Source organism: Pseudomonas sp. RIT623 (assembly GCF_004519305.1).
Lineage (GTDB): Bacteria > Pseudomonadota > Gammaproteobacteria > Pseudomonadales > Pseudomonadaceae > Aquipseudomonas.
This window is the reverse complement of the sequence record NZ_SOZA01000026.1, coordinates 68,696-79,373: the sequence shown is the minus strand read 5'-3', so window position 1 is coordinate 79,373 and position 10,678 is coordinate 68,696. Positions and strand designations below refer to the sequence as shown.

Below are 10,678 nucleotides of genomic sequence, written 5' to 3'. Positions count from 1 at the left end.
GCACAACGGCACCACCCGGCCCTCGGCCTGCCAGCGTTGCAGCAGGTCGGGATGGCCACTGGCCCGGCCGTCGTAGCGCACCGGCTGGCCCAGCAGGCAGGCGCTGACCAGGACCTTCGGTCGCTCAGAACGGGTCATTGCCACGGCGCCGGAACCAGCCGGTCAACGACAGGCGCTCGCGCCCGGCCGGTAGAACTTCATGGGGCACATCGCCGGAGAGGAACACCACCAGGGTACCGGCGAGCGGTTGCACGTCGTGCTCGACACCCTCGGCCAGGAACATGCGCAACTGCCCGCCGTCGGCCGCCTGCCAGCCCTCGTTGAGATAGAGCACGGCGGAGACCATGCGCCGGTCATCGTCGCGAAAGCGATCGAGGTGGCGCTTGTAGAACGCCCCCGGCGGGTACAGGGCAAAGTGGCATTCGAAATCCTCCAGGCCCAGGAACAACCCTTGGTTGATGGCCTGGCGCAACCCGTCCATCTCACCCAGGTAACGGTCACAGACGTCCGACTCCCCAGGGTCGATCCACTGGATCTGGTCACCCCGAATCGCTTCGCGGATCTCCTGCGCGGCGCCGCGTCCGACCCCGGCGGGGTTGAGTTCACCCTCGGCGTAACGGCGCCGGCACTCGGCCGCGAGCGCGCGCGACAGCTCGGCGGGCAGGAATAGGGATTGCTGCGACCAGCCACGGGCGGCCAGGTCGTCGACGATGGCCGACAGCAGCGGATGTTCGGAAGGATTGTGCATGGCGCATCATATCCATTCGCCCGTCACTCGCACAGCGCCACTTGGTCAGGAACCGCCACTGGCGTCTCGACAAAGCCCCGCCACGCCACGGACAATAGCCGCCTGCCGACAGGAGTCCTGAATGCGCCGTTTGTTTTCCCTGCTAGTGCTGCTGATCTGCACCATGCCTGTCTGGGCGGACAGCCTCGACCAACTTTACAAAGCCGCCGGTTGGCCCGACCAGCGCGCCCATTTCAACGATGCCGTGAACGCCGCCCAGCAGCGCTATCGCAACAGCCTGCCGCCCGCCGTCTACCAGGCGCTGGTCAACAACAGCAACCAGCGTTTCCAGGCCCAGGCCATGGACCGCCGTGCCCAGGCGCAGTTGCGCGCCAACCTGGGCAACCCGACACCGGCCCTGGCGTTCTTCCAGTCGCCCTTGGGACGCAAGGTGGTCGCCGCCGAGCTACTGGCCACGCGCAAGGATCAGTTGGCGAAGAACGCCAAGGGCTTGCCGAAGATCCAGGCCAGCGACAACCGCCGGCTGATCATCGGCCACCTGGCCCGGGCCCTGCCCGCCCGCGAAGCAGGCGCCGAAGTCAGCCTGGCCATCGCCGGGGTGGCGGCCGACAGCCTCAGCTCGATGCTGCCCGGCTTGTTTGGCGGCGGCCAGGCCCAGAGCCTGCTCGACGGCCAGCGCCAACGGCTGATGAACCAGGTGGGCGAAGACCTCGACAATACCTTGCTATACGTTTACCGCGATCTCTCGGATACCGAACTCGAAGCGTTCTCCACCTTCGCCGAGTCCGCCGACGGCCAGGCCTACTACAAGGCTGCAGTAACCGCGGTACGCGCCGCCCTGGCGGTGGGCCAGAACGCCGCCGACCTGAACTGATCAGCCCAGGCGCTGACCAATGAAGTCGAAGTAGCGCTGGCGAATGCCTGGTAGCTCATTGGCCAGGTGATGCCGCGCCTCGGGCAGCATGAGGATCCGCGGCTCGGCGAACTTGGCCTTGAGCACCTGCAGGTTATACGGCCAGTCCACCGTAGCGTCGGCCTCACCCTGCACGATCATTGGCCGCCGCGTGCTACGCGGCGCGGCCTCGATACGCCGGATCCACTGTACCAACGCACCGACCCAGGCCGTCGGCAAACGCCGTGGCTGCAAGGGGTCAGCCTCGAGAAACGCCAGGAATGCCGGGTCATTGGTGTTCTCGCTGAAGCGCCGCTCGATGCCGTTGACGAAGTGACGCAACACGCAATAGCTGAGCTTGGACCAGCGCCAGGCGCGCGGGCGCACCAGCGGCGCCAGCAGGATCACCTCGCCATCCGCCGGGCTGTGTTCGCCATGGTGCAACAGATGATCGACCACGATCGCCCCGCCGGTGCTTTGCCCGCACAGGTGCCAGGGCCTCGGCAGACCGAGTTGACGCGCCTGCTCGAACAACGCATCGAGCACCTGCTGGTAACGCCCGAAATCATCGATGCTGGCCCGCTCGCCGCTGGACAACCCATGCCCCGGCAGGTCGCAGGCGATCACCGCAAAGCCCTGGCGCAGCGCCCAGGCGATCACATGGCGGTACAGGCCCATATGGTCGTAATAGCCGTGCAGCAGGAACAACGTGGCCTGCGCCTGCTCGGGCAGCCAGGCCTGGCCGACCAGGTCGAAACCCGCCGCCTGGAAGCCGCCCAGCCAGCTGCGCGCAGGCAGGTCCAGGCCGTAGAAGCGCTGGTAGGCCTGGCCCTGGGTGGATAACGGCTGGCGAGCCGTAAGAGGCGACAGGCTGGTGCGCAGCAGGTCGGGGTGAAAACTGGCAGGCATGGGTAGATCCGAAGTGCAGCGAGTATTGACCTGCGATATTCAGCTCTGGGCCGCGCCATGGCAAGCTTGGCGCCTTTTCCAACGAACCACGCGAGTTGCTCGGAACGATGGCTGAACAGAGGCCGTCGCGGGGCAAGCCCGCTCCCATGTACACCGCGTCAGGGCACCTATGGCCAAGCGACTGTTCACACTTCTTGCACTGCTACTCTGCGCTGCCGCCCTGTGGCGGGCCTACGACAGCTTCCAGAGCCGCTACCTGCGCCCATTCGACAACCAGGCGACCTTCTTCGACGGCAGCCAACTGCGCCTGCCAACCGAGCTGTCCGGCCCCGGCCCGCTGCGCGTGGTGCATTTCTGGGACCCAGCCTGCCCCTGCAATGTCGGCAACCAGCAGCACCTGGGCGAGCTGGTCGCGCAGTTCGCGCCACGGGGCGTGCGCTTTTACGTCGTGCAAAAGCCCGCCAGCCACGGCCAGCTCCCCGCCAACCTCACCGCCCTCCAGCCCCTGGCCAGCCTGCCCGGCAGTGAACGGCTGCCCGCCACGCCCGCCGTGGCGATCTGGGACCACGCAGGCAACCTCGCTTATTTCGGCCCCTACAGCGAAGGCGCGGTGTGCAACTCGAGCAACAGTTTCATCGAGCCGATCCTCAAGGCACTGGAACAAGGGCGCCGGGTCCAGGCCTCCAACACCCTCGCGCTGGGCTGCTACTGCCCCTGGGCCGGCTGACGCACCCGTGCTGGGTTGCCCACCACCACCGCCCCCGCCGGCACATCGCGGGTGACCACGCTGCCGGCACCGACCACCGCGTTGTCGCCGATGCTCACCCCGGGCAGGATGATCGCCCCGCCGCCGATCCACACGTTGTCGCCGATGCTCACCGGCCGCCCGCTCTCCAGGCCGGCGCGGCGAAGCTCCGCGTCCATGGGGTGGTCGGCGGTGTAGATCTGCACCGCCGGGCCGATCTGGCAGTCGGCGCCGATGCGCACCGGCAGCACATCGAGGATCACGCAGTTGAAGTTCATGAAACTGTTGGCGCCGATGCTGATGTTGTAGCCGTAGTCGCAATGGAACGGCGGGCGGATCACCGCGCCGTCGCCGACCTGGCCGAAATGCTCGACCAGCAAGCGGTGGCGCGCGTCGTTGAGCAACTCGACGCTGCTGTTGTAACGGTGCATCCAGTGCTTGTTGGCGATCTGCTCGGCTTGCAGTTCGGGACAACCGGCGTGGTAGAGCTGGCCGGCCAACATCTTCTGTTTTTCGCTCAGGGACATGGAAACTCCTTTCAGGGACTATGCTCAGTTCGCGAATGCGCCGATGATCGGACCACATTTTTCGCTGGTGTGCACAAGGAGTTTCGATGAAGCGCAGCCTGACCCTGCTGGCGGTGGTGATCGCCGTGGCCGCCGCTGGCGCCGGTTACTGGTACGTGCAGGGCAAGCTACCCCTGCGCGCGGGCGAGGTGGCCGTCGCCGGCTTGCAGGCGCCGGTCAGCGCACGCTTCGATGCCCGTGGCGTGCCGCACCTGCAGGCGCAGAACGAACAGGACCTGTACCGCGCCTTCGGCTATGTGCATGCCCAGGACCGGTTGTTCCAGATGGAGATCATGCGCCGCCTGGCTCGGGGCGAGCTGGCCGAGGTGCTAGGTGAGAAACTGCTGCCCACCGATACCCTGTTCCGCAGCCTGCGCATCCGCGAGCAGGCGGCGCTGATGGTGCGGCGCAGCGACCAGCAGTCCCCCGCCTGGCAGGCACTACAAGCGTATCTGGACGGTGTGAACCAGTGGCAGGCCAGCCACCCCAAGCCCATGGAGTTCGACCTGCTGGGCATCAGCCCGCGGCCGTTCACCGCCGAAGACACCCTGAGCATCGCCGGCTACCTGGCCTACAGTTTTGCCGCCGCGTTCCGCACCGAACCTGCGCTGACCTACATTCGCGATCAGCTCGGCCCCGAGTACCTGAAGATCTTCGAACTCGACTGGCAACCCGACGGCGCCCTGGCAACGCCCCTGGCCGCCGCCGACTGGCGCAGCCTCGAACAGCTCGCGCAATTGAGCCATGACGCCCTCGGCGAGGCTGGCATCCCGCAGTTCGAAGGCAGCAACGCCTGGGTCCTGGCCGGCAGCCGCACCCGCAGTGGCCGACCGCTGCTGGCGGGCGATCCGCACATCGGCTTCGCTGTGCCGGCAGTGTGGTACGAGGCCGAGCTGTCGGCGCCAGGCTTCAACCTGTATGGCTACTTCCAGGGACTCAACCCGTTCGCCCTGCTCGGGCACAACCGTGATTTCGGCTGGAGCCTGACCATGTTCCAGAATGACGACGTCGACCTGATCGCCGAAAAGACCAACCCGGACAACCCCGAGCAGGTGATGGTCGATGGCCGCTGGCAGCCGCTGGAGAAGACCGAGCAGTCCATCGCCATCAAGGGCGAGCCAGCCGCCAGCATCACCCTGCGCCGCTCGCCCCACGGCCCGATCGTCAACAGCGTGCTGGGCGACAGCGCCGGCAAGACGCCGATTGCCCTGTGGTGGGCGTTCCTTGAAACCGAAAACCCGATCCTCGAAGGCTTCTACCAGATCAACCGCGCCGACACATTGGACAAAATGCGCGAGGCGGCAGCCAAGGTCCAGGCGCCGGGGCTGAACCTGGTGTGGGCCAACGCCCGCGGCGATATCGGCTGGTGGGCCGCAGCGCGCCTGCCGATCCGCCCCGACGGGGTCAACCCGGCGTTCATTCTCGATGGCAGCAGCCATCAGGCCGACAAACCGGGCTTCTACCCGTTCAGCGCCAACCCGCAACAGGAAAATCCGGCCAGCGGCTACATCGTCTCGGCCAACTACCAGCCGCCGGCACAGATGCCGATACCCGGCTACTACAACCTGGCCGACCGTGGACGCCAGCTCGACCGCCACCTGGGCAACGCCGAGATCCGTTGGGATACCCAGAACAGCCAAGCCCTGCAACTGGACACCGCTAGCGACTATGGCCCACGTACCCTGGCGCCGCTGCTGGCTACCTTGCGCGTCGTGGCCGACGGCGACGAGGAAAAGGAACTGGTCGAACAACTGGCAGCCTGGCCCGGCGACTACCCGCTGGACTCCACCAGTGCCACGCTGTTCAACCAGTTCCTCTACGAGCTGGCTTTCGCCGCTCTGCACGACGAACTGGGCGACACTTGGTTCCCGGTGCTGATCAGCACCCGCGCCATCGACGCCGCCCTGCCGCGCCTGGCCGCCGACCCGGCCTCCCTCTGGTGGCAACAGCGCGGCGGCAACGAACACACCGACCGCACCGCTATCGTGCGCCAAGCCTGGCAGCGCAGCCTCAAGCACCTGCGCAACACCTTCGGCCAGGACCCGGCCAGTTGGCAATGGGGCAAGGCCCATACCCTCACCCATAACCATCCGCTGGGGGTACAGAAACCGCTGAACCTGCTGTTCAACGTGGGCCCGTTCGCCGCCCCCGGCACCCACGAGGTACCCAACAACCTGTCGGCGAAGATCGGCCCGGCACCCTGGCCGGTCACCTATGGCCCCTCGACCCGGCGCCTGATCGATTTCGCCGACGCCGGCGCGGCGTTGACCATCAACCCGGTCGGGCAAAGCGGCGTGCCGTTCGACCGGCACTATGGCGACCAAGCGCAGGACTACATCGACGGGCGCTACCACAAGGCACGGATGGGGGTGATTCCAGCGCAGAGCACGTTGCGCCTGGTGCCCGCGCAGCAACAGTAGGAGCCGGCCTTGCCGGCGAACACCGGCGTCGCCGGTGCCAGCCGCCCTGGCAGGGGGTTCTCACCCCTGCCACTTGCCCCCTTCGACGATCACGCTCTCTGGCTTGGTGTCGTCGCTCAGCTCCTTGCGCACGTACTGGTCGTACAGCTTGAGCAGGTACTTCTCTTCACCCAGCTTGGCCAACTCGGCGTTCACCCAGTCGCGCAGCTCGACGTTGCCTTTCTTCACCGCCGGGGCAATGGGTGCTTCATCGCCCAGCAGCTCCGGCAGCACGCGGTAGCCCGGATTCTGCTTGGCCCAGCTGAACAGGATCAGGTTGTCCTGGGCGTAGGCGTCGCCACGGCCATTGGCCAGGGCCGCCAGCGACTCGGTGTTCTTCTCGAACTTGAGCAGTTTCCAATCCGGATGGGTCTTGCTCAGCCAGATATCGGCAGTGGTGCCGGTGGTGACGATGATGGTCTTGTCGGCCAGGTCGTCGAGCTTGCGCACCGGGCTGCCGTCGGCCACGAGGGCTTGCACCGCCACGCGCAGGTTGGGGTTGGTGAAGTCCACCACCTCCTTGCGCTCCGGGGTGACGGTCATGTTGGCAAGAATCAGGTCGACCTTGTCGCTCTGCAGGAACGGAATGCGGCTGGCCGGTTCGACGGCGACGAACTCGACCTTGTTCTCGTCGCCCAGCAGGTCCTTGGCGAAGCGCCGGCCGATGTCGGTGTCGAAGCCGACATAGCGGCCACTTTCATCGACGAAGCCGAACGGCGGCTTGTCGGTGAACACGCCGACGATCAGCTTGTCGCGGGCCTTGATGGTTTCCAGATAGCTGCTGGCCGGCGACGCGGCGGCGGGCTTGGCCGGTTCCTCGGACTTGTTGCAACCGGCCAGCAGGGCCAGGCCGAGCAAGGGCGCGAGCAGTTTGGCGAACGGGGCAGTCTTCATGACAGTTCCTTGTGCGATGACGTGGGCAGGCTTTCGACGAACGAGAATTTCTCCAGGAACTGCTGCGCGCGTGCGGTTCGCGGTCGGGTGAAGAAGTGCTCGGGGTGATTCTGTTCAAGGATCCTGCCGGCCTCCATGAACACGATACGGTCGGCCACCGCGCGGGCGAAGGCCATTTCGTGGGTGACGATGAGCAGGGTCATGCCGTCGCGGGCCAGGCCCTGGATCACCTGCAACACCTCCTTGACCATCTCCGGGTCGAGGGCCGCGGTAACCTCGTCGAACAGCATCACCTGGGGGTTCATGCACAGCGCGCGGACGATGGCGATGCGCTGCTGCTGGCCGCCGGAGAGCTGGCGCGGGAAAGCGTCGCGCTTGTCCAGCAAGCCCACCCGCGCCAACAGTGCCTCGGCTTGGGCCAGGGCTTCGGCGCGCTCACGCTTCTGCACCTTGAGCGGGCCGAGCAGCAGGTTGTCGAGCACGCTCATGTGGCCGAACAGGTGGTAGCTCTGGAACACCATGCCGACCCGTTGGCGCACCTGGCGCCAGTCGGTATCCGGCCCGAGCAGTTCCTCGCCGGCCAGCCGCAGGCTGCCGCCTTGAGCCGCCTCCAGCCCGTTGAGGCAACGCAGCAGGGTGCTCTTGCCGCAGCCGCTGGGGCCGAGGATCACCACCACCTCGCCGGCGTGCACCTGCAGGTCGATGTCCGCGAGCACCTGGTGCTGGCCGAAGAATTTATTGAAACCTTGGAACTCGATCAGTGGGTTCATGCGTGGGCCCAGCGCCGCTCCAGCACCCGCGAGGCGGCGGACAGCGGATAACAGACAAGGAAGAAGAACAGGAACAGCGCGCCGTAGATCAGCACCGACTCGTAGGTGCGCTCGATGATTTGCTGGCCGGCCTTGATCACCTCGACCACGCCGATCAGCACCGCCAGCGAGCTGGTCTTGACGATGCGCGTGTAGAGGTTGATGGTCGGCGGGGTCATGCGCTTGAGCGCCTGGGGCAGCAGCACGTAGCCGTACAACTGCCAGCCGGACAGGCCGATCGACAGCCCCGCCTCGCGCTGGCCACGGGGCAGCGAGCGCAACGCGCCACGCACCACTTCGCCGACCTCGCTGGCGCCCCACAGGCCCAGCACCAGCACGGCGCACCAGAAACCGGGAATGCTCAGGCCGAAGAAGATCGGCAGGCCGAAGAACACCAGGTACAACCAGACCAGCACCGGGATCGCCCGGAACAGCTCCAGATACACCTGCAACAAGGCATTCAGCAGCCGATTGCCGAGGCTCGCCAACACACCGTAGAACACGCCGCCGACGGTCGCGAAGACAATGCCCAACGCCGAGATCGCCAGGGTCTGTCCAGCGCCGGCCGCCAGTTGCGGCAACGACACCTGCAACAGCTCAAAGCCCGTACTGGCCATGTTGCAGCCTCCGTTCCAGGTAGCGCAGCAGCAGCGACAGCGGCAGGAAGATCAGCACGCACAGCAGGGTCAGCACGGCGAGCATCTCGTAGGTCTTGTAGTACAGGGCGATGTAGTTCTTGGTGGTGTAGAGGATCTCCGGCACCGCCACCGCCGAAACCACGGTGGTTTCCTTGAGCAGGAACACGAAATTGGCGAACAGCGCCGGCAGGCTGAGGATGCCAGCCTGGGGCAGGATCACATGGCGCAACAGTTGGCCTTCGGACAGGCCGATGGCGCGCCCCGACTCCAGCTGCGCCGCAGGTACCGCCTCGACCCCGGCGCGCAGCACCTCGGTGAGATAGGCGCCGCCCATGAAGGTCATGGTGATGATCGCCGCGCTGAAGCCGGAGACTTTCAGCCCCAGGCTCGGCAGCGCGAAGTAGACGAAGAACAACTGGATCAGCAACGGCGTGTTGCGTGCCAGCTCCACGTAGCCCTTGACCAGGCGCCAAAGGTACGGGATGCGCAGTACCAGCAAGGTGGCGTTGACCAGGGCCACCAGCAACGAGGTGACAATGGCGATCAGCCCGACCTGCAAGGTCACGCCCACGGCCTTGAGGAAGGCCGGCAAGGTGCTGAGCATGAAGGCGGTGTCGAAGCTCATGGTTGGCGCCTCGGCACGGGATTACCAGGGTACGGCATAGGGTGCGTCCAGGGTCGGCACGAGGGTCGCTCGGCGTCGTTCATAAGAGATGGCGTTGTGCCGGTAAGCACGTTGGACAGACTTTACGGGTATAAAAAACTTTTTATAAATACCCATATTGCATATCGATATCCCTGGCGGGGCTAAGGATAAAAATCGTTCATCGTGTAGGGATCTTTCGGCAAGATTGCCCCTCAAAGGGGTTCAGATCCTGTCTTGCACGGCCATCACCCCTACAAGGACGATAACGATGAACAGCCCTTGCTCGCCGACCTCTAACGAACAGCTGCTCTGGCTCCTGGCCCTGCGCCGGGCGCTGGGCAACGCGTAGCGAACACCGGCAACGCCACAAACGAAAACGCCGACGCAATGGCGTCGGCGTTTTCATGCCAGGGCTGGTCGAAGCCGCGTATCAGAACGCCGGCAGTACCGCGCCCTGGTATTTTTTCTCGATGAACGCCTTCACTTCCGGGCTGGTCAGGGCCTTGGCCAGCTTCTGGATGGCGGCGCTGTCCTTGTTGTCCGGACGGGCCACCAGGAAGTTCACGTACGGCGAGTCGCTACCTTCGATCACCAAGGCGTCCTTGGCCGGGTTCAGGCCGGCTTCCAGGGCGTAGTTGGTGTTGATCATGTCCAGGTCGACCTGGTCCAGCACGCGCGGCAGCATGGCCGATTCCAGCTCCTTGAACTTGAGCTTCTTCGGGTTCTCGGCAATGTCCTTGGGCGTGGCCAGGGCGTTCTTCGGGTCCTTCAGGGTGATCAGCCCGGCCTTTTGCAGCAGCAGCAGGGCGCGGCCGCTGTTGCTGCCTTCGTTGGGGATGGCCACGGTGGCGCCGTCCTTCAGCTCGCTCAGGCTCTTGACCTTCTTCGAGTAGCCGCCGAAGGGTTCGACATGCACGCCGACCACGGTCTCCAGGTGGGTGCCCTTGCCTTCGTTGAAGTTCTTCAGGTACGGCAGGGTCTGGAAGTAGTTGGCGTCCAGGCGCTTCTGGTCGACCTGCACGTTGGGCTGGACATAGTCGGTGAAGACCTTGATCTGCAGGTCCACGCCTTCCTTGGCCAGGGTCGGCTTGATCAGTTCGAGAATCTCAGCGTGCGGCACGGGCGTGGCGGCGACCACCAGTTTTTCGGCGGCGTTGGCCAGGCCAGTGAACGACAGGGCGGCGGCCAGGGCGGTGGTCAGCAGGGTCTTTTTCATGGTGATCCTTGTTCTGGAGCTGGGCCATCGCAGATGGCGAGTCGGGTGCCCATCCGTTCGGGTGGACATGCAACCGACGATACCGGGATTTTTTATTCCGTAACAATATCTTTTGATTAGCTGCTTATTCCAAAAACAAATGGCCATCACCCCCTT

Annotated in this window: 11 protein-coding genes and 1 pseudogene; 3 read left to right on the top strand and 9 right to left on the bottom strand. The window is 65.3% G+C overall.

Annotated elements, in window-relative coordinates; all coding sequences use genetic code 11:
* Positions 1-138 (bottom strand): annotated as a pseudogene (locus E3U47_RS25265) (DUF523 domain-containing protein); the annotation flags it as partial.
* Complete coding sequence (locus tag E3U47_RS17460) at positions 125-748, bottom strand: 2OG-Fe(II) oxygenase (RefSeq protein WP_134692922.1); 624 nt, start codon at positions 746-748, stop codon at positions 125-127. The gene E3U47_RS17460 and the pseudogene E3U47_RS25265, both read right to left, overlap by 14 nt.
* A gap of 121 nt (positions 749-869) precedes the next feature.
* Between E3U47_RS17460 and E3U47_RS17455 the strand changes: the two genes are divergently transcribed.
* The gene (locus tag E3U47_RS17455; RefSeq protein WP_134692921.1) at positions 870-1,622 is read left to right on the top strand and encodes a DUF2059 domain-containing protein; all 753 of its coding nucleotides are present in this window, start codon (positions 870-872) and stop codon (positions 1,620-1,622) included.
* Here E3U47_RS17455 and E3U47_RS17450 read toward each other — a convergent pair whose 3' ends face one another.
* The gene (locus tag E3U47_RS17450; protein WP_134692920.1) at positions 1,623-2,549 is read right to left on the bottom strand and encodes an alpha/beta hydrolase; all 927 of its coding nucleotides are present in this window, start codon (positions 2,547-2,549) and stop codon (positions 1,623-1,625) included. It abuts the gene before it with no gap.
* 169 nt (positions 2,550-2,718) lie between these two features.
* On the opposite strand from E3U47_RS17450, the gene E3U47_RS17445 reads away from it, so the two are divergent.
* Complete coding sequence (locus tag E3U47_RS17445) at positions 2,719-3,276, top strand: DUF6436 domain-containing protein (RefSeq protein ID WP_134692919.1); 558 nt, start codon at positions 2,719-2,721, stop codon at positions 3,274-3,276.
* On the opposite strand, the gene E3U47_RS17440 is transcribed toward E3U47_RS17445, so the two are convergent.
* Positions 3,255-3,821, bottom strand: coding sequence for a sugar O-acetyltransferase (locus tag E3U47_RS17440; protein WP_134692918.1), 567 nt, complete (start codon positions 3,819-3,821; stop codon positions 3,255-3,257). The genes E3U47_RS17445 and E3U47_RS17440 overlap by 22 nt on opposite strands.
* An 86-nt stretch (positions 3,822-3,907) precedes the next feature.
* Between E3U47_RS17440 and E3U47_RS17435 the strand changes: the two genes are divergently transcribed.
* Positions 3,908-6,280, top strand: coding sequence for a penicillin acylase family protein (locus E3U47_RS17435; RefSeq protein ID WP_134692917.1), 2,373 nt, complete (start codon positions 3,908-3,910; stop codon positions 6,278-6,280).
* 60 nt (positions 6,281-6,340) lie between these two features.
* On the opposite strand, the gene E3U47_RS17430 is transcribed toward E3U47_RS17435, so the two are convergent.
* From E3U47_RS17430 to E3U47_RS17410, 5 genes are all read right to left on the bottom strand, one after another.
* On the bottom strand, positions 6,341-7,213 hold the full coding sequence (locus tag E3U47_RS17430; protein ID WP_134692916.1) for a transporter substrate-binding domain-containing protein: 873 nt from the start codon (positions 7,211-7,213) through the stop codon (positions 6,341-6,343).
* A complete protein-coding gene (locus tag E3U47_RS17425; RefSeq protein WP_134692915.1) occupies positions 7,210-7,983 on the bottom strand; it encodes an amino acid ABC transporter ATP-binding protein in 774 nt (257 codons plus the stop codon). The genes E3U47_RS17430 and E3U47_RS17425 overlap by 4 nt, the downstream gene beginning before the upstream one ends.
* Complete coding sequence (locus E3U47_RS17420; protein ID WP_134692914.1) at positions 7,980-8,639, bottom strand: amino acid ABC transporter permease; 660 nt, start codon at positions 8,637-8,639, stop codon at positions 7,980-7,982. The genes E3U47_RS17425 and E3U47_RS17420 overlap by 4 nt, the downstream gene beginning before the upstream one ends.
* Complete coding sequence (locus E3U47_RS17415; RefSeq protein ID WP_134692913.1) at positions 8,620-9,285, bottom strand: amino acid ABC transporter permease; 666 nt, start codon at positions 9,283-9,285, stop codon at positions 8,620-8,622. Before E3U47_RS17415 ends, E3U47_RS17420 begins: the two co-directional genes overlap by 20 nt.
* Positions 9,286-9,736: 451 nt before the next feature.
* Positions 9,737-10,522 carry a MetQ/NlpA family ABC transporter substrate-binding protein gene (locus E3U47_RS17410; RefSeq protein WP_134692912.1) on the bottom strand — a complete coding sequence of 262 codons (786 nt, stop codon included), beginning with the start codon at positions 10,520-10,522 and terminating at the stop codon, positions 9,737-9,739.
* Positions 10,523-10,678 lie beyond the last annotated feature (156 nt).

Coding starts and splice junctions, on each gene's coding strand:
- E3U47_RS17460 (WP_134692922.1), bottom strand. CDS start 748: ATGCACAATCCTTCCGAACATCCGCTGCTGTCGGCCATCGTCGACGAC.
- E3U47_RS17455 (WP_134692921.1), top strand. CDS start 870: ATGCGCCGTTTGTTTTCCCTGCTAGTGCTGCTGATCTGCACCATGCCT.
- E3U47_RS17450 (WP_134692920.1), bottom strand. CDS start 2,549: ATGCCTGCCAGTTTTCACCCCGACCTGCTGCGCACCAGCCTGTCGCCT.
- E3U47_RS17445 (WP_134692919.1), top strand. CDS start 2,719: ATGGCCAAGCGACTGTTCACACTTCTTGCACTGCTACTCTGCGCTGCC.
- E3U47_RS17440 (WP_134692918.1), bottom strand. CDS start 3,821: ATGTCCCTGAGCGAAAAACAGAAGATGTTGGCCGGCCAGCTCTACCAC.
- E3U47_RS17435 (WP_134692917.1), top strand. CDS start 3,908: ATGAAGCGCAGCCTGACCCTGCTGGCGGTGGTGATCGCCGTGGCCGCC.
- E3U47_RS17430 (WP_134692916.1), bottom strand. CDS start 7,213: ATGAAGACTGCCCCGTTCGCCAAACTGCTCGCGCCCTTGCTCGGCCTG.
- E3U47_RS17425 (WP_134692915.1), bottom strand. CDS start 7,983: ATGAACCCACTGATCGAGTTCCAAGGTTTCAATAAATTCTTCGGCCAG.
- E3U47_RS17420 (WP_134692914.1), bottom strand. CDS start 8,639: ATGGCCAGTACGGGCTTTGAGCTGTTGCAGGTGTCGTTGCCGCAACTG.
- E3U47_RS17415 (WP_134692913.1), bottom strand. CDS start 9,285: ATGAGCTTCGACACCGCCTTCATGCTCAGCACCTTGCCGGCCTTCCTC.
- E3U47_RS17410 (WP_134692912.1), bottom strand. CDS start 10,522: ATGAAAAAGACCCTGCTGACCACCGCCCTGGCCGCCGCCCTGTCGTTC.